Source organism: Microcella sp. (assembly GCF_033763155.1).
In the GTDB taxonomy this organism is placed as follows: Bacteria; Actinomycetota; Actinomycetes; order Actinomycetales; family Microbacteriaceae; genus Microcella.
The window spans coordinates 1-16,266 of sequence record NZ_JANRKZ010000046.1 but is presented as its reverse complement, the minus strand read 5'-3'; the positions used below and the strand labels follow the sequence as shown (position 1 = coordinate 16,266).

Below are 16,266 nucleotides of genomic sequence, written 5' to 3'. Positions count from 1 at the left end.
GGATTCCGATTCTCAGCTGGTGGTCGCCGATACACGAAGTCTACGTCGAGTTGTCTGAGTGCTCCGAACGGGGGGCGCGCGCCGCGTGAGGCTGCCGATAGTGTGGCGCGCATGCAGGCGATAGAAGGCACGCTTCCTGACTTTCACGCGATCATTCCCGCGGGCGGAGTTGGCTCCCGCCTGTGGCCGCTTTCTCGAGCCGAGGCTCCGAAGTTCTTGCACGACCTGACGGGCAGTGGCTTCACGCTTTTGCGCGACACCTGGAACCGCGTGCTGCCTCTCGCGGGGGCCGACGGAATCATGGTGGTCACAGGTCGCGCACATCGCGCGGCCGTGCAACAGCAGCTTCCTGACTTGACCGAGTCGAACATCGTGCTCGAGAGCGAGCAGAAAGAGTCGTCGGCGGCGATCGGCCTCGCGGCGGCCATCCTGCATCGCCGCAACCCTGACGTGATTGTCGGCTCCTTTGCCGCCGACCACGTGATCTCTGACGGTGAGCGGTTTCGTCATGCGGTGGCAGAAGCCGTTGCGGTGGCCCGCGAGGGTTTCATTACGACGATCGGCATCAAGCCCACCGAGCCGTCGGTGGGCTTCGGGTACATCTTGTGCGGCGATGCGCTGACGGTCGAGGGCGCCCCGCACGCGCACCTCGTGCAGCGCTTCGTCGAGAAGCCCGACCTCGAGACAGCGACGGCGTACCTGGCGTCGGGCGACTACCTCTGGAACGGCGGCATGTTCATTGCGCGTGCCGACCAGTTGCTCGCGCAACTGGCGGAGACCCAACCCGTGTTGCACGAGGGGCTGCTCGAGATTGCCGCAGCGTGGGACACCCCTCAGCGCGGCGACGTGGTCGACGCCATCTGGCCCTTGCTGCCCAAGATCGCGATCGACTACAGCGTGGCTGAGCCGGCGGCAGCCGCAGGGCGCCTGGCCGTCATTCGGGGCGATTTTCCGTGGGACGACGTGGGCGATTTCTCGTCGCTCGCCAAGCTGCTCTCGGGCGGCCGCCCGGGCGACCTCGCGATCTTGGGCGAACACGCGCGCGTGCTCGCCGACTCGTCGAGCGGCGTCGTCGTGAGCCAGAGCAAGCGACTCATCTCGCTCGTCGGCGTGCATGACATCGTGGTCGTCGATACTCCGGATGCCCTGCTGGTGACCACGCGCGAACACGCCCAGCGCGTCAAGAGTGTCGTCGACGCCATCAAGCAGGCCGGGCGCGACGACCTGCTCTAGTCGAACAGCGGGGGTTCGGAGCGGCTCGCGCCGCGCATCCGTTCTGCTCATTCGCGCACCAATGTGCGCATCGATTGCGTTCTGCCCAGCATTTCCGCGGCATTACGGCCGCGTCCCGGATTCGTAACGCTTGCATCACCAGAGGCCTTCGGCACTGCTAGAGAACCTTTTCGTTCGCTAACGTGGAGCCAATTCGCTCCAGCGTCGTGCTGGGCGGCAATTTTGGAGGACACAGTGACCATCACTACCCGTAAGCGCGCCCTGGGCGGGCTTGCCCTGCTCGGCGCGAGCGCGCTCGTGCTCGCCGGCTGCGCCGCAGCCCCGGAGGAGGCGCCCGAAGAGACCGAGGCGCTCGACTTCACCCCTTGCATCGTTTCTGACGCCGGTGGCTGGGACGACAAGTCGTTCAACGAGGCTGCTCTTGACGGCATGGAGCAGGCCGCCGCTGAGCTCGGTGTTGAGTACGTCGCCGTTGAGTCGGCCGACGAGAACGCCTACGAGCCCAACGTGCAGCAGCTCGTTGACCAGGGCTGCGACCTGATCGTCACGGTGGGCTTCCTGCTCGCCGAGGCGACCACGAACGCCGCCGCGGCCAACCCCGACATCAACTTCGCGATCATCGACGAGTTCATCGATGCTCCGAACGTCAAGCCGATTCAGTTCAACACGGTTGAGGCCGCGTTCCTCGCTGGCTACGTTGCCGCGAGCTACTCGGAGACCGGCGTTGTCGGCACCTTCGGTGGCATCCCGATCCCGCCCGTCACGATCTTCATGGACGGCTTCGTTCAGGGTGTCGACTACTACAACTCGGAGAAGGGCACCTCGGTGCAGGCTCTTGGTTGGGACCTCGCTGGCCAGACTGGCGCATTCACCGGTGGCTTCGCCCCCGGCACCGAGGCGCTGACCACGGCTCAGGGTCTCATCGACCAGAACGCTGACGTGCTCCTGCCCGTCGGTGGCCCGATCTACTTCAGCGCTGCTGAGGCCATCCGTGACTCGGGTCGTTCGATCGCCCTCATGGGTGTTGACAAGGACATCTTCGTGTCGGACCCCGACATCGCTGACCTGGTTCTCACCTCGGTGCTCAAGAACATCGCCACGGCTGTCTACGACGTCGTGACCGGTGCTGCTACGGGCACGTTCGACTCAGCTCCCTACGTCGGCACGCTCGAGAACGGTGGCGTCGGCGTTGCCGAGTTCCACGACTTCGAGTCGGCTGTTGACCCGGAGCTCGCGGGTGAGCTCGAGGCCCTGATCGCCGGCATCATCGACGGTTCGATCGAGGTCACCTCGCCGGCGTCGCCCGGTCAGTAATACCAACGGTTCCATCCGGGGGAGGTCAGCAGCTGCTGGCCTCCCCCGGCCCGTTTCTGGGGTGTGTGTCGTGAGCTCGCTCTGCTCAGATGCGCGCGTACTTGCTCAGATTCGCCCTCTCGCTCTCCTCTACAGTGGTGACACGAGCACACCGCGGTCGCTTCGGGCAGCCGCATGAGCCGTACCCCGCATCCGATTCAGCGCCGCATGTCACAGGGCGCAGGAAGGCCATGGCGCATGAAGCTCGAGCTTCGCGGCATCACCAAGCGCTTCGGAGCGCTGACCGCCAACGATCACATCGACCTCGTTGTCGAGCCGGGCGAGATTCACTGCCTGCTCGGTGAAAATGGGGCGGGCAAGAGCACGCTCATGAACGTGCTCTACGGCCTCTACCAAGCTGATGAGGGCGAAATCTTGCTCGACGATGTCGTGCAGAAGTTTGCGGGCCCCGGCGACGCCATGAACGCCGGCATCGGCATGGTGCACCAGCACTTCATGCTGATCCCAGTTTTCACGGTGGCCGAGAACGTCATGCTCGGTCATGAGCAGACCAAGGCCGGCGGTTTGCTCGACCTCGATGCGGCCCGTGCCATGGTGCGCGAAATCTCGAGCCGCTTCGGCTTCGACATTGACCCCGACGCGAAGATCGAAGACCTTCCGGTGGGCGTTCAGCAGCGCGTCGAAATCATCAAGGCTCTCTCCCGCAATGCCAACGTGCTCGTCTTTGACGAGCCGACCGCTGTGCTCACGCCGCAAGAGACCGACGAGCTCATGGGGATCATGCGTCAATTGCGCGATGACGGCACCTCGATCGTCTTCATCACCCACAAGCTGCGCGAAGTGCGCGAAGTCGCCGATCGCATCACGGTCATCCGTCTAGGCAAAGTGGTCGGTGAGGCCTCACCCACCGCGACCAACGCCGAGATGGCCTCGCTCATGGTTGGCCGTGCTGTGGAGCTGACGGTCGACAAGGCCCCAGCGACCCCGGGCGACCCCTCGCTCGTCGTGAGCGACCTCGTGGTCACCGACCACCAGGGTCAGGTGCTCGTCGACCACGTGTCGTTCACTCTGCACCGCGGCGAGATTCTCGCCATCGCGGGCGTTCAGGGCAATGGGCAGACCGAGCTGACCGAAGCCATCATGGGCCTGCAGAGCAAGGTGCACGGCTCGATCACTCTCGAGGGCACCGAGCTCGTCGGCACCTCGACACGGGAGGTGCTGGATGCGGGGGTCGGCTTCGTGCCCGAAGACCGCACCGAAGACGGTCTCGTCGGCACCTTCTCGATCGCCGAGAACCTCATGCTTGACCGTTCGACGGGCGAGCCTTTCGTCAAGTGGGGAACGCTGCAGCTCGACGAGCTCGCGCGTTTCGCCGCCGAGCGCGTTGACGAGTTCGACGTGCGCACACAAGGCATCACGCAAGCGGCAGGTCGACTCTCGGGCGGCAACCAGCAGAAAGTCGTGCTTGCTCGTGAGCTCAGCCGCGAGCTGGCGCTCTTCGTCGCCGCGCAGCCCACGCGTGGCCTCGACGTGGGCTCGATCGAGTTCGTGCACAAGCGCATTGTGGCGACGCGCGACTCGGGCATTCCCGTGATCGTGGTCTCGACCGAACTCGACGAAGTCGCGGCACTCGCCGACCGCATTGCGGTCATGTACCGAGGGCGCATCATCGGCGTTGTGCCGGGTGATACCCCTCGTGATGTTCTCGGATTGATGATGGCCGGAGAAACTCCGGCGGAGGTGGCCGCATGAGCGACGACACGAAGAACCCGAAGGCGGCCGAGTCGCACGAGCAGACGGCTGCCGAAAAGGTGCACGAACAGGTGGTGGCGCACGAAACCGGGCGCGACGCATCCGAGCCCGCGGTTCCCCGCAGCAATCAGATCATCAAGGAGATCTTCGGGGGCAGCGCAGCCATTTCGGTGCTCGCGGTGTTTCTCGCCCTCGTCTTCGGCGGCATTCTGATTGTTCTCACCGACGAGACGGTCGCCCAGACCAGCGCCTACTTCTTCTCGCGCCCCACTGACACGCTCGCTGCGATGTGGGATGCGGTTGCGGGCGCCTACTCGGCCCTGTTCCGCGGCTCGGTGTTCAACTACCTCCGCGTCGATGACCTCGCGGTGGCGATCCGGCCGTTGACCGAGACGCTTGCCAACGCGACACCCCTCATTGCGGCGGGTCTGGGTGTTGCTCTCGCGTTCCGCGTGGGCCTCTTCAACATCGGTGGCCGCGGGCAAATGCTCATCGCGGCCGCTGCGGCTGGCTATGTCGGCGCCTACATCCCGATGCCGCCGGTCATCCACCTCATCGTGGCGCTCGTGGTCGGCCTCATCGGTGGTGCACTGTGGGGTGGCCTCGTGGGCCTGCTCAAGGCGCGCACGGGCGCGCACGAGGTGATCGTGACGATCATGCTCAACTACATCGCGTTCTACCTCGTCTCGTTCTTGTTGCGCACGCCGGGTGCATTGCAAGCGCCGGGGCAAAACAACCCGAAGAGCGGCCCGATTCTCGAGACGGCTCAGTTTCCGCCGCTGCTCGGTGATGCGTACAACCTGAACCTCGGATTCATCCTCGTGATCGTCTCGACGATCTATGTCTGGTACTTGCTCAACCGCTCGGCCCTCGGGTTCCGCTTCCGGGCGGTCGGCGAGAACCCCCACGCAGCGCGCGTCGCGGGCATCAAGGTCGAGCGTGTCTACGTGCAGGTCATGCTCATCGCCGGCGCTCTCGTGGGTCTCGCCGGCGTCTACCAGGTGCTCGGCAACTTCACGGGCGGCTTTGCCTCGGGTCTCGACGCGAGCATCGGCTTTGACGCGATCACCGTGGCTCTGCTGGGCCGCTCGAAGCCGTGGGGAGTGTTCTTTGCGGGCATCCTGTTCGGTGCTCTCAAGGCCGGTAGCTACACGATGCAGGCCTCGGAAGGCATTCCGGTCGACATCGTGCTCGTTGTGCAGTCGTTCATCGTGCTCTTCATCGCCGCGCCGCCCCTGGTGCGATCGATCTTCCGTCTACCCACCCCGGATCCGTTGTTTCAATGGCGGACCCCGAAGCTCACCCGCACGGCGGAGGTGACCAAGTGAGCGTCGTGACGACCACTAAAGACTCTGGTTCAGGGCTCGCTCCTGCTGCGATGGTCGTGCGCAGCTGGAAGGCCCCGATCGCGTTCGCGATCTTCACCGTCATCGGCGTGGTGTTGTTCATCGCGCTGGCGCGCGGTGGTGACACCACCTACCGCTTGAGCAACGACACCGACGCGATCATCTTGCCGTCGATTGTTCTCCCGGCCGACGCCACGGGCATCGTCTCGGTCGTGCTCATGGCGATCATCGCGGTCTACGCGTTTCTGCTCGTTCGTGGCGGCACGAAGGTTCCGCTGTGGCTGACGACGATCTTCGCGCTCATGTTCTTGCTCGGGTTCTTGACCTGGGCGGCGGCGGGGTCGACCGTGCCGCTCGTGGGTCTGTTGGCCGGAGCCCTCACGGTGAGCACGCCCCTCATCTTCGGCTCGCTCGGTGGTGTGATCAGTGAGCGCGTCGGAGTGGTGAACATCGCCATCGAGGGCCAACTGCTCGCCGGCGCCTTCGTCGCGGCCATGGTGGCCACGTTCACGGGCTCCGCCATTGCCGGGCTGCTCGCGGCGATGGTGGCAGGCGCCGTGGTCTCGGCGGTGCTCGCGGCCTTTGCCATCAAGTACCTCGTCGACCAGGTCATCGTGGGTGTCGTGCTCAACGTGCTCGTGATCGGACTCACGAGCTTCTTGTACTCGACGGTCATGACCGCCGATCCCGATCTGTTCAACAAGCCCGAGCGCTTCGAACGCATCGCGATTCCGCTGTTGAGCGACATTCCGGTGCTCGGCCCGATTCTCTTCAACCAGACGATCATCGTCTACCTGATGTTCGCGCTCGTGCCCGCCGTGTGGTTTGCGCTTTTCAAGACCCGCTGGGGTCTGCGGTTGCGCTCGGTCGGTGAGCACCCGAAGGCTGCCGACACCGTCGGCATCAACGTGCGCGCCACGCGATTCTGGAACGTACTGCTCGCCGGCCTCATTGTCGGCGGCGGCGGCGCGTTCTTCACGCTCGCGGCGATCGGCTCGTTCACGAAAGAGATGACCAACGGCGCGGGCTTCATCGCCCTGGCCGCGGTGATCTTTGGCCAGTGGAACCCCATTCGGGCAACGCTCGCCGCGCTGCTCTTTGGGTTCGCGACCAACTTGCAGTCGACGCTCTCGATCGTGGGTTCCCCCGTGCCGAGTGAGTTCATGCTCATGCTTCCCTACCTCGTGACGATCTTCGCCGTGGCCGGTCTCGTCGGGTTCTCGCGCCCGCCGGCCGCCTCGGGCAAGCCGTACATCAAGTCATAGGGGCGCATCCGTGACCGATATCGATTGGGATGCTCTGCGCGCCGTCGCCCTCGAGGCCATGTCGCACGCCTACGTGCCGTACTCGAACTTTCCGGTCGGTGTCGCCGCGATCGTCGACGACGGGCGCGTGATCTCGGGCTGCAACGTCGAGAACGCGTCGTACGGACTCACCCTGTGCGCCGAGTGCGCGCTCGTGTCGAGTCTGCACATGACGGGCGGCGGCAAGCTCGTGGCGTTCACGTGCGTCGATGGCAACGGCGGTGCGCTCATGCCGTGTGGCCGGTGCCGGCAACTGCTGTTTGAGCACTCGGCCGAGGGCATGCTGCTCGAGACCGTGTCGGGCATCAAGACCATTGATGAGGTGCTGCCTGACGCATTCGGGCCGCGCACGCTCGCCGCCTTTCGCGACGGCACGACCACTGCTGGCGCCTGAGCGCCTCGAAGGAGACCACCATGGCTGTCGAGCCGTTTGACGTTGTCGACCTGATTCGCACCAAGCGAGACAAGGGCGCTCTGACGACCGAGCAGATCCAGTGGATGATCGACGCCTACACGCGCGGCTATGTGGCCGACGAGCAGATGTCGGCCATGACCATGGCGATCTTCCTCAACGGCATGACGCGCGAAGAGGTGCGCGACATGACCCTGGCGATGGTCGCCACGGGCACGCGCCTCGACTTCTCGGGTCTCTCGAAGAAGACGACCGACAAGCATTCAACGGGCGGCGTTGGCGACAAGATCACGTTGCCGCTCGCGCCGCTCGTCGCCTCGTTCGGGGTCGCGGTGCCGCAACTCTCGGGCCGCGGGCTGGGCCACACCGGAGGCACGCTCGACAAGCTCGAGAGCATCCCGGGATGGCGCGCCAACGTGAGCGTCGACGACATGATGGCGCAGCTCGAGAGTGCGGGTGCCGTCGTGTGCGCCGCCGGATCGGGCCTGGCTCCCGCCGACGGCAAACTCTATGCCCTCCGCGACATCACGGGCACAGTCGAGTGCATTCCGCTCAGTGCCTCGTCGATCATGTCGAAGAAGATCGCCGAGGGCACCGCCGCCCTCGTGCTCGACGTGAAGTTCGGCTCGGGCGCTTTCTTGAAAGACATCGAGCAATCGCGCGAGCTCGCCAAGGTCATGGTGCGATTGGGTGAGGATGCCGGGGTCGCCACGCGCGCGGTGCTCACGAACATGAATGTGCCGTTGGGCCTCGCGATCGGTAACGCCAACGAGGTGCGCGAATCGGTCGAGGTGCTCGCTGGTGGCGGCCCCGCTGATGTTGTCGAGCTCACGGTGACCCTCGCCCGCCACATGCTCGAGCTCGCCGGAATCACCGATGCCGATGTCGAAGGTGCCCTGCAGAACGGCCAGGCAATGGACACCTGGAACGCCATGATTCGCGCTCAGGGCGGCGACCCGGAAGCGCCGATGGCCGAAGCCGCCGAGCATCACGTCGTCACAGCCGACCGCGACGGCGTGCTCGTCGAGCAGCTCGCGCTTCCCTTTGGCATTGCTGCGTGGCGCCTCGGCGCCGGCCGCGCACGCAAAGAAGATCCGGTCGACCACGCCGCGGGCATCGACTTGCACGCCAAGCCCGGCGACACCGTGACAAAGGGCCAGCCGCTGTTTACGATGCACACGAACGAGGCCGCGCGCTTCGATCGCGCGCTCGAGGCGCTCGCGGGCGGCTATCGCATCGGTGACGCCGGTGACGAGATCGTCACGGGCGGGCCGCTCATCGCAGGTGTCGTCGACTAGAGCTCGGGCTCGCCGATGCGCTCAAGCGCGTCGACGATGAGGCTCCAGAAGCGGTCGTTGTCGATGTCGAGCGCAACCTGCGTCGTGCATCCGTCGGGGGCCGGGCCGCGCAGATCGGCGACGGTCATGCCGAGCGTGAGCCCGCCGGTCAGCTCGACATCGAGCGGGGCCTTCACGACGCGCAGCAGCGTGGGGTCGATGAGGTAGGCGACCGCGCACGGGTCGTGCACGGGCGGGTGATCAAAGCCCTGGGCGTCCTTGTACGAGTGGGCGAAGAACTCGAGCAGCTCGCCGACGAAGCGCGCGGGCGCGGTGCCCACGGCGGCGATGCGCGCGGCGACCTCATCGGTGGCGAGGGCCTGGTGGGTGGCATCGAGGCCGATCATCGTCAGTGGCCAGGGCTCGTTGAAGACGATGTGCGCGGCCTCGGGGTCGATGATGATGTTGAACTCGGCGACGGCGCTCCAGTTGCCGACGTGAACGCCACCGCCCATGAGGACGACTTGCTTGACCCGCTCAGCCAGGAGCGGCTCCTTGCGCACCGCGAGCGCGATGTTGGTGAGAGCGCCGGTGGGCACGAGCGAGACGGTTTTCGGCGGGTGGCTCATGACGGTGTCGATGATGAGGTCGACGGCGTGGCGCGGGTCGAGCTCGACGACGGGCTCCGGCAGCACGGGCCCGTCGAGCCCCGATTCCCCGTGGATGTCCGGTGCCGTTTCGACGGTGCGCACGAGGGGGCGGTGGGCTCCGCGGGCGATCGGTACCGCATCCATGCCGATGACGCGTGCGACCGAGAGGGCGTTGCGCGTGACCTTCTCGATCGTCTGATTGCCCATGACGGTTGTGACGGCGAGCAGCTCAATCGCCGGCGAGCCGTGCGCGAGAAGCATGGCGACGGCATCGTCGTGGCCGGGGTCGCAGTCGAGGATGATCTTCTCGGGAGCCGAGTCGGGGGTGGGGAGCGCCATGCGCCGAGCCTACTCCAGAACTGCATATATGAAAGAGACTTGCGCATGTGTAGAGTGCGCTCATGAGTTCGCACCCTGGCCGCCATGTCGATGACCTTGCGGCGCGTGGCGCCGCGCGCACGGACTGGATTCGCTCGCGAATGCCGTTGCTCGCCGACGTGCGGGCACGCTTTGCTGACGAGCGGCCGTTCGACGGGCAGCGCATCGGCATGTCACTGCACCTCGAGCCCAAGACTGCGGTGTTGCTCGAGACGTTGCAGGCGGGCGGGGCCGACATCGTCGCGACGGGCAACCATGGCTCGACGCAAGACGACATCGTCGAATACCTGCGCGCGCAAGGCATGACGGTCTTCGGCTCGCGCGCAGACACTCTCGACCAGCACCACGCCAACGTTGCGGCAGTGGATGCGGCGCGGCCGAGCATCCTGCTCGACAACGGTGCGGACCTTGCCGTGCTCGCCGCCGCCCGTGTTGACACCGATGCGGTCACCGCGGGCGACGCGACGGGCGGCACGGGCATCATCGGGGGTACGGAAGAGACCACGAGCGGCGGCATGCGCTTGCGCACCGAACTCGCGGGCCGCATCCCGTTTCCGCTCATCGTCATCAACGACTCGCTGCTCAAGGCGATCGGCGAGAACAAGCACTCGGTGGGGCAGTCGGTTGTCGAGAGCATCATGCGCATCACCAACCTGCGCGTTGCTGGTCGGCGTTTTCTCGTGGCGGGGTATGGCTGGTGCGGGCGCGGCATCGCGCAGTACCTACGAGCAATGGGCGCGAAGGTCGCGGTGAGTGAGGTCGACGACCTCAAGGCCTTCGAGGCCGCGTGGGATGGCTATCGCGTGGGCGGCATTGTCGACCTGGCGAGTTGGGCCGAGGTCGTTATCACCGCGACCGGTCATCCGGATGTCGTGACGCACGAGGTGATCGATGCGCTCTCTGACGGCACGGTACTGGCAAACGCCGGCCACTTCCCGTGGGAGATCGACGTGCCCGGTCTCTACGCGCAGGCGACGGCTCGCACGACACTCGACGAGGCGATCGAGCGCATCGATCTGCCCGGCGGTCGCCACGTTGTGCTGCTTGCCGAGGGGCGCATGATGAATCTCGCGGGCCGCGAGCCCAAGGGCAACTCGATTGAGGCCATGGACCTCGGCTTCTTGCTGCAGGCCCTCTCTCTCGAGCGCGTCGTGCGCGACGCGGCCTCGCTCACGCCCAATGCGCAGCCGGTGCCCGACGACATCGAGCGCGACATTGCGCGACGGATGCTCGCCGCCATGGGCGCCCACCGATGAGCCTGCCCGCTCCCGAATACAGCGTTCCGGCGGTCGATAAGGCGCTCGACATTCTCGAACTGCTCGCCGCGAGCCCGGAGCCCCTCACGCAATCCGCGATTGCCGAGGCCACCGGCCGCAGTGTGGGGCAGCTCTTCCGCGTGCTCGTCACGCTCGAACGGCGGGGTTTTCTCGTGCGCGAGCGCGGCGGCGGTTACGTGCTCGGCACGCACGTGTTTGACCTGGCCCATCAGCACGAGCCGTTGCGTGGTCTGCGCGCGGCGGCGCTGCCCGTCATGCACGAGCTGGCCCTCGAGGTGCAGCAGAGTTGCAATCTTGCGGTGCTCGAGGGTCACCGGGTGCGCGTGATTGCACAGGTCGAGTCGCCCGCGGACGTCGGATATCGCGTGCGCGTGGGGGCGATGTTCGATGCCGCGACGACGGCGACGGGCGAGGTGCTGCGCGGGGCCCTCGAAGTAGTGCGGGCTGATGCGATGCAGCACGGCATTACCGATGTCGTCGCCGCGATTCGCGGAGCCACGGGAGCAACGGTGGCCGCCCTCACGGTTCCCTCCGTGAGCACGAGCTTGAGCACCGTGGCTCACGACCTCGTGGTGGCGCGCACGCGCGCGGCGGCGGCGGCGATCTCTCAGCGCCTGGGTGCGCCGGCCGGTGGATAATTCTGGGTCACGACTCGGTAACGAACCGGTAGGTTTGACGGTATGACGACGGCGACTGCGAACCTCCTGCCCGGCACCGAGATCGCGATCGAGTCGCTGCCGAAGGTGTCGCTGCACGACCACCTCGACGGTGGTCTTCGGCCGCAAACCATCATTGAGCTCGCCGACGAGATTGGCCTCGAGGTTCCGGCCACGGACGCCGCCGCACTCGGGGCCTGGTTCGCCGAGAAGAGCGACTCGGGTTCACTCGTTGAGTACCTCAAGACCTTCGACGTGACCGTAGGTGTCATGCAGACCCGTGAGGGCCTCGAGCGTGTCGCCAAGGAGTTCGTGCTCGACCTCGCCGCGGATGGCGTGGTGTGGGGCGAGATTCGCTGGGCTCCCGAGCAGCACCTCACGCGCGGGCTGTCGCTCGACGAGACCGTCGAAGCCGTGCAGGCGGGTCTGGACGCGGGGGTTGATGAGGCGCGCAGCAGCGGTCACAGCATCCGTGTGGGTCAGCTCGTGAGCGCCATGCGGCACGCTGATCGCGGGCGAGAGATCGCCGAGCTTGCCCTGAGGCACCGCGACCGTGGCGTCGTGGGCTTTGACATCGCGGGTGCCGAGGCGGGCTTTCCGCCCAGCCGACTGAGCGACGCGTTCGACCTGCTGGCGAGTGAGTACTTTCCGGCGACGGTGCACGCGGGTGAAGCCGACGGCCTCGAGTCGATTCGGGGCGCTCTGCGCGACGGTCACGCGTTGCGCCTCGGCCATGGGGTTCGTCTTGCCGAAGACATCACGCTGCGCGATGAGGGCGGCGCCACGATTGCCGAGCTCGGCCTGCTCGCCGAGTGGATCAAAGACCGCCAGATTGCTCTGGAGACGAGCCCGAGCTCGAACCTGCAGACCGGCGCGATTGCCGCGTGGGGCGACCAGATGGTTGACCACCCGCTCGACCTCTTCTACCAACTGGGCTTTCGCGTCACGGTCAACACCGACAACCGCCTCATGAGCGCGACGACTCTCAGTCGCGAACTGCGCCTCGTTGCAGAGGCATTTGGCTACGACCTCGACGACCTGCTGGCGCTGCAGCTCAACGCCGCGCAGGCTGCGTTCTTGCCGGTTGAAGATCGTGAGGCGCTCATGGACACCCTCATCGACGGTTTCGAGGCAGCGACATGAGCCTGCCTGCCCTCGCCGATCGCGCCATCGTGCTCGGCGCGCGCGCCTCTGATTGGCGAGATGCCGTGCGCCTCGCCGGTGACGCCCTCGTCGACAGCGGCTGCACGACAGCCGAATACACCGAGGCCATGATTCGCATGGTCGATGACCACGGCCCCTACATCGTGATCGCTCCTGGTCTGGCGCTCGCCCACGCGCGCCCCGGGCCCGAGGTGCGGTGCGACGGTCTCTCGGTTGTGACGCTCGCCGAGCCGGTCGAGTTTGGTCACGCCCACAACGACCCCGTGCGCGTCGTCATCGGCTTGGCGGGGGTTGCGGCCGAAGGCCACCTCGAAGCCGTGGCGCAACTCGCCAACGCGTTCAACGACGCTGCGGCGATTCCCGCCCTCGCCGCGGCGACGACTCGGGATGCCGTGCGCACGATTCTCGCGGGCGGCGGCATCGCGTGAAGATCGTCACGATCTGTGGCGCGGGCATCGGCGCGAGCGGAATCTTGAAGGTCAACGCGGAACGCGTGCTGCAGCGCCTCGGGCTGAGCGCGACGGTCGTCGCGGCCGACCTCGCCTCGGTGAGTCAGGTTGCCGCCGACGCGCAAGTGATTCTCACGAGCGCCGAGTTTGTCGAGGCCATCGGCGTGACGCGCGCCGACGTCGTGGTGATCGAGAACTATTTCGACGCTGACGAGTTGAGCACGAAGCTCGAGGCCGCGATCGGCTGATCGCTCTCAACCGCTTAGCCCTGGCCCGTGGGGCCGTTCTTGCGGTCGAAGCGGCCCGTGCGCGCGAGCAGCGCTGCCCCGATGCCGAGGGAGCTGAGCGGTGCGATGTAGGGCTGCAGCAAGAACATCGCGAGGATCGCGATGATGCCGATGAGCGCGGCGACTGCGAGGCGCCTGCCGGCCGTCGCCGCGTCGAGGGCGAGCGGCACGATGGCGCCTGCCGCGAACCCGGCCGCGACGCCCGTCGTCGAGAGCAACACGAGGGGCAAGAGCGGCCCGACGGGGTTCAACAGCGACGACGGATAGGTAATGGCTTCGAGCGTGATCGCCAGCGGAAGAATCAGCAGGATGGCGTAGGCGGTGACGAGAGCCCACAGCGGGCGGGCGCGCTCGCGAAAGAAGGCGTGCACGGCGGTCAGCAGCGGAAGAAGACCGAAGAACGCGAGGGCATTGCCGAGCAACAGTGCGCGGTCGCGCGCCGCGACATCGGCCTCAGCAACACCCGAGGTGTCAGCAGGCGCGGCAAACAGCGTCGGCAGGAGGATGGTGCCAATGAGCATCATCGCGAGCGACACGGCAGCCGCGATGATTCCGGCGCGGGTTGAGGGCGGGCCAACCAAGCGGGCCGACGCGCTGGCGGGGGAGGAACTCGAGGTGCTCATACCCTCCACCCTACGGGTGCGCGCGTGTGGCCCGATTCTTCACGGGTGGCCGCGAACGTTCGCGGACTCATGCGAAAAACGGTGCCGAACGCTGAACGCCGAGCGCTGAGCGCCGAACGCCGCGCGCTACACGATGAGCGCGCGCATGCCCGCCTCGAGCGCGGCAACCTCGGCCTGTGCGGCCGCCCGGCGCTCGTCGACCGAACCCTGGTCTGACGATGCGTCGATGTAGACCTTGACCTTGGGCTCGGTGCCGCTCGGCCGCACGATGACGCGGGCTCCGCCGCGCATCCAGAACCGCAGAATGTCGCTCGGGGCGAAGACACCGAAACCGCCGATGAAGTCGTCAACCTGCTCGACGCGCACGCCTCCGATCTGGTTGGGCGCCGAGTCGCGCAGTTCGGCCATGATCGCGCCGATGCGGCTGAGGTCGGTGACCCGCAGGGAGACCTGCGCGCTCGCAAAGGCGCCGAAGCGCTCATCAAAGGCGCGCTGGTGCTGCTCGAGCGTGCGGCCTGCTGCCTTGAGCTCGCCCGCGAGCGCCAAGAAGTCGACCGCGGCCGAGATGCCGTCTTTGTCGCGCACCTTCTGGGGGTCAACGAGGTAGCCGAGCGCTTCTTCGTAGCCATAGCCCAGGCCGCCCACGCGCGAGATGTACTTGAAGCCCGTGAGGGTGTCGCTGTAGCTGATGCCGTACGCGGCAGCGACGGCCGCCAGTGCGGGCGACGAGACGAGGGATGCCGCAAACTTCGCCTCCCGCCCCTCTCGCTCGAGACGCTCCGCGGCCCGCCAGCCGAGCAAGGCACCCACAGCGTTGCCACTGAGTCGCCGCCAGCCTTCTGGAGCAGACGAATCGGGGATGGCCACCGCAAGCCGGTCGGCGTCGGGGTCATTGGCGATGATGAGCTCGGCGCCCGCGGCGCGGGCGGTCGCGAAGGCGAGGTCCATCGCTCCGGGCTCTTCGGGGTTCGGAAACGCGACGGTCGGAAACGCGCCGTCGGGCTCGATCTGCTCGGCGACGACGGTCGGGTCACCGAGGCCCGCGTCGCGGAACACGCGCTGCGCGACCTCCCATCCCACGCCGTGCATCGCGGTGTAGACGAAGCTCACGGGCTCGATGACGGCGGACTCGGGCGTGTGGGTCACCAGCGCGGCGGTGCGGGCGATGTACGCGTCGATGACCGATTCGTCGGCCGTCTCGTAATCGTTTGATCGCGGCAGCTCCCCGACCACCTCGGTGTCGGCGACCGCGAGAATCGCGGCGTGAATCGCCTCGTCGGCGGGGGCCACGATTTGCGAGCCGCCGTCGCGGCCCCCGAGGTAGACCTTGTAGCCGTTGTCGCGCGGCGGGTTGTGGCTCGCGGTCACCATGACACCAGCGCTCAAGCCGAGCTCGCGCACCGCAAAAGCGAGAACGGGCGTCGGCAGGGCTCGCGGCAGCAGCACGACGCGCAGGCCCGCACCCGCCATGAGCTCGGCCGAGTCGCGGGCGAACACGTCGCTGTTGACGCGACCGTCGTAGCCGATGACGACGCTGGCGTTCTCGTCGCGGGCGAGCAACCAGCGGGCGAATCCGGTGGCCGCCTGCGAGACGAGCACGCGGTTCATGCGGTTCGAGCCCGCGCCGAGCTCACCCCGCAGACCCGCGGTGCCGAACGTGAGGCGCGTGTCGAAGCGGTCGCGGAGGGCATCCATTGCCGCCGCATCGCCGCTCTCGGCGGCCGGAATGAGCGCCTCGAGTTCGGTGCGAGTGACGGGGTCGGGGTCTTGGTCGAGCCACGCCTTGGCGAGATCGAGAGTGGTCACGAGTGCCTCCTACAGTGCGGCGACAATGCGCGCGAGCAGCGCAGAGATGACGGGCTCGGCGTCTTTGCCGGCCTGGATCACTTCAGCGTGGCTCAAGGGCTCGGGCGAGATTCCGGCGGCGAGATTGGTGATGAGCGAGAGCCCGAGCACCTCCATGCCGGCCTGGCGGGCCGCAATCGCCTCGAGGGCCGTCGACATGCCGACAATGTGCCCGCCCATGGCCTTCGCCATCTGCACTTCAGCGGGCGTCTCATAGTGCGGCCCACGGAACTGCACGTAGACGCCCTCGTCGAGGCTCGCGTCGACCGTGTGCGCGAGGTCGCGCAAGCGCTTGGCGT

The 16,266-nt window shown here is 66.8% G+C and carries 15 protein-coding genes and 1 pseudogene; 12 read left to right on the top strand and 4 right to left on the bottom strand.

The genetic code is table 11. The features are described from left to right. The first annotated feature begins 111 nt into the window (after nucleotides 1-111). The 7 genes from SFU54_RS02035 to SFU54_RS02005 all read left to right on the top strand — a co-directional run bounded on the left by SFU54_RS02035 (nucleotide 112) and on the right by SFU54_RS02005 (nucleotide 8,659). Nucleotides 112-1,233, top strand: coding sequence for a mannose-1-phosphate guanylyltransferase (locus tag SFU54_RS02035; RefSeq protein ID WP_319014651.1), 1,122 nt, complete (start codon nucleotides 112-114; stop codon nucleotides 1,231-1,233). A 234-nt stretch (nucleotides 1,234-1,467) separates the two neighbouring features. Next, entirely contained in the window at nucleotides 1,468-2,547 is a 1,080-nt protein-coding gene (locus SFU54_RS02030) for a BMP family ABC transporter substrate-binding protein (RefSeq protein WP_319014649.1), read from the top strand. 237 nt (nucleotides 2,548-2,784) lie between these two features. After that, a complete protein-coding gene (locus tag SFU54_RS02025) occupies nucleotides 2,785-4,299 on the top strand; it encodes an ABC transporter ATP-binding protein (RefSeq protein ID WP_319014648.1) in 1,515 nt (504 codons plus the stop codon). Beyond that, nucleotides 4,296-5,627 carry an ABC transporter permease gene (locus SFU54_RS02020; protein WP_319014647.1) on the top strand — a complete coding sequence of 444 codons (1,332 nt, stop codon included), beginning with the start codon at nucleotides 4,296-4,298 and terminating at the stop codon, nucleotides 5,625-5,627. Before SFU54_RS02025 ends, SFU54_RS02020 begins: the two co-directional genes overlap by 4 nt. Continuing rightward, nucleotides 5,582-6,910, top strand: coding sequence for an ABC transporter permease (locus SFU54_RS02015; RefSeq protein WP_413466541.1), 1,329 nt, complete (start codon nucleotides 5,582-5,584; stop codon nucleotides 6,908-6,910). The genes SFU54_RS02020 and SFU54_RS02015 overlap by 46 nt, the downstream gene beginning before the upstream one ends. A 10-nt stretch (nucleotides 6,911-6,920) precedes the next feature. Beyond that, entirely contained in the window at nucleotides 6,921-7,343 is a 423-nt protein-coding gene (locus tag SFU54_RS02010) for a cytidine deaminase (RefSeq protein ID WP_319014646.1), read from the top strand. A gap of 20 nt (nucleotides 7,344-7,363) precedes the next feature. Beyond that, nucleotides 7,364-8,659 carry a thymidine phosphorylase gene (locus SFU54_RS02005; RefSeq protein ID WP_319014645.1) on the top strand — a complete coding sequence of 432 codons (1,296 nt, stop codon included), beginning with the start codon at nucleotides 7,364-7,366 and terminating at the stop codon, nucleotides 8,657-8,659. Here the strand turns inward: SFU54_RS02005 and SFU54_RS02000 are convergent. Further along, the gene (locus tag SFU54_RS02000) at nucleotides 8,656-9,627 is read right to left on the bottom strand and encodes a nucleoside hydrolase (RefSeq protein ID WP_319014644.1); all 972 of its coding nucleotides are present in this window, start codon (nucleotides 9,625-9,627) and stop codon (nucleotides 8,656-8,658) included. The two genes, SFU54_RS02005 and SFU54_RS02000, sit on opposite strands and share 4 nt — an antisense overlap. Nucleotides 9,628-9,689: 62 nt before the next feature. On the opposite strand from SFU54_RS02000, the gene SFU54_RS01995 reads away from it, so the two are divergent. Genes SFU54_RS01995 through SFU54_RS01975 form a run of 5 tightly spaced genes read left to right on the top strand, consistent with a single transcriptional unit; the run spans nucleotide 9,690 to nucleotide 13,460 of the window. Next, nucleotides 9,690-10,922, top strand: coding sequence for an adenosylhomocysteinase (locus SFU54_RS01995; RefSeq protein ID WP_319014643.1), 1,233 nt, complete (start codon nucleotides 9,690-9,692; stop codon nucleotides 10,920-10,922). Further along, the gene (locus SFU54_RS01990) at nucleotides 10,919-11,581 is read left to right on the top strand and encodes an IclR family transcriptional regulator (RefSeq protein ID WP_319014642.1); all 663 of its coding nucleotides are present in this window, start codon (nucleotides 10,919-10,921) and stop codon (nucleotides 11,579-11,581) included. Before SFU54_RS01995 ends, SFU54_RS01990 begins: the two co-directional genes overlap by 4 nt. A gap of 42 nt (nucleotides 11,582-11,623) precedes the next feature. Further along, nucleotides 11,624-12,742: an adenosine deaminase gene (locus SFU54_RS01985; protein ID WP_319014641.1), complete on the top strand. Its 1,119-nt coding sequence runs from the start codon at nucleotides 11,624-11,626 to the stop codon at nucleotides 12,740-12,742. After that, the gene (locus SFU54_RS01980; RefSeq protein WP_319014640.1) at nucleotides 12,739-13,191 is read left to right on the top strand and encodes a PTS sugar transporter subunit IIA; all 453 of its coding nucleotides are present in this window, start codon (nucleotides 12,739-12,741) and stop codon (nucleotides 13,189-13,191) included. Before SFU54_RS01985 ends, SFU54_RS01980 begins: the two co-directional genes overlap by 4 nt. Continuing rightward, a complete protein-coding gene (locus tag SFU54_RS01975; RefSeq protein ID WP_319014639.1) occupies nucleotides 13,188-13,460 on the top strand; it encodes a PTS sugar transporter subunit IIB in 273 nt (90 codons plus the stop codon). Before SFU54_RS01980 ends, SFU54_RS01975 begins: the two co-directional genes overlap by 4 nt. A gap of 14 nt (nucleotides 13,461-13,474) precedes the next feature. Here SFU54_RS01975 and SFU54_RS01970 read toward each other — a convergent pair whose 3' ends face one another. From SFU54_RS01970 to SFU54_RS01960, 3 genes and pseudogenes are all read right to left on the bottom strand, one after another. Continuing rightward, a complete protein-coding gene (locus SFU54_RS01970; RefSeq protein WP_319014638.1) occupies nucleotides 13,475-14,122 on the bottom strand; it encodes a hypothetical protein in 648 nt (215 codons plus the stop codon). 126 nt (nucleotides 14,123-14,248) lie between these two features. Beyond that, nucleotides 14,249-15,928, bottom strand: a complete 1,680-nt coding sequence (locus SFU54_RS01965) for a phospho-sugar mutase (RefSeq protein WP_319014637.1) — start codon at nucleotides 15,926-15,928, stop codon at nucleotides 14,249-14,251. Between the two features lie 9 nt (nucleotides 15,929-15,937). Then, nucleotides 15,938-16,266: pseudogene (locus tag SFU54_RS01960) on the bottom strand (purine-nucleoside phosphorylase); the annotation flags it as partial.

Bases quoted from the DNA above. Each gene is read 5' to 3' on its own strand.
- SFU54_RS02035 (WP_319014651.1), top strand. From the start codon at position 112: ATGCAGGCGATAGAAGGCACGCTTCCTGACTTTCACGCGATCATTCCC.
- SFU54_RS02025 (WP_319014648.1), top strand. From the start codon at position 2,785: ATGAAGCTCGAGCTTCGCGGCATCACCAAGCGCTTCGGAGCGCTGACC.
- SFU54_RS02020 (WP_319014647.1), top strand. From the start codon at position 4,296: ATGAGCGACGACACGAAGAACCCGAAGGCGGCCGAGTCGCACGAGCAG.
- SFU54_RS02015 (WP_413466541.1), top strand. From the start codon at position 5,582: ATGGCGGACCCCGAAGCTCACCCGCACGGCGGAGGTGACCAAGTGAGC.
- SFU54_RS02005 (WP_319014645.1), top strand. From the start codon at position 7,364: ATGGCTGTCGAGCCGTTTGACGTTGTCGACCTGATTCGCACCAAGCGA.
- SFU54_RS02000 (WP_319014644.1), bottom strand. From the start codon at position 9,627: ATGGCGCTCCCCACCCCCGACTCGGCTCCCGAGAAGATCATCCTCGAC.
- SFU54_RS01995 (WP_319014643.1), top strand. From the start codon at position 9,690: ATGAGTTCGCACCCTGGCCGCCATGTCGATGACCTTGCGGCGCGTGGC.
- SFU54_RS01990 (WP_319014642.1), top strand. From the start codon at position 10,919: ATGAGCCTGCCCGCTCCCGAATACAGCGTTCCGGCGGTCGATAAGGCG.
- SFU54_RS01985 (WP_319014641.1), top strand. From the start codon at position 11,624: ATGACGACGGCGACTGCGAACCTCCTGCCCGGCACCGAGATCGCGATC.
- SFU54_RS01980 (WP_319014640.1), top strand. From the start codon at position 12,739: ATGAGCCTGCCTGCCCTCGCCGATCGCGCCATCGTGCTCGGCGCGCGC.
- SFU54_RS01970 (WP_319014638.1), bottom strand. From the start codon at position 14,122: ATGAGCACCTCGAGTTCCTCCCCCGCCAGCGCGTCGGCCCGCTTGGTT.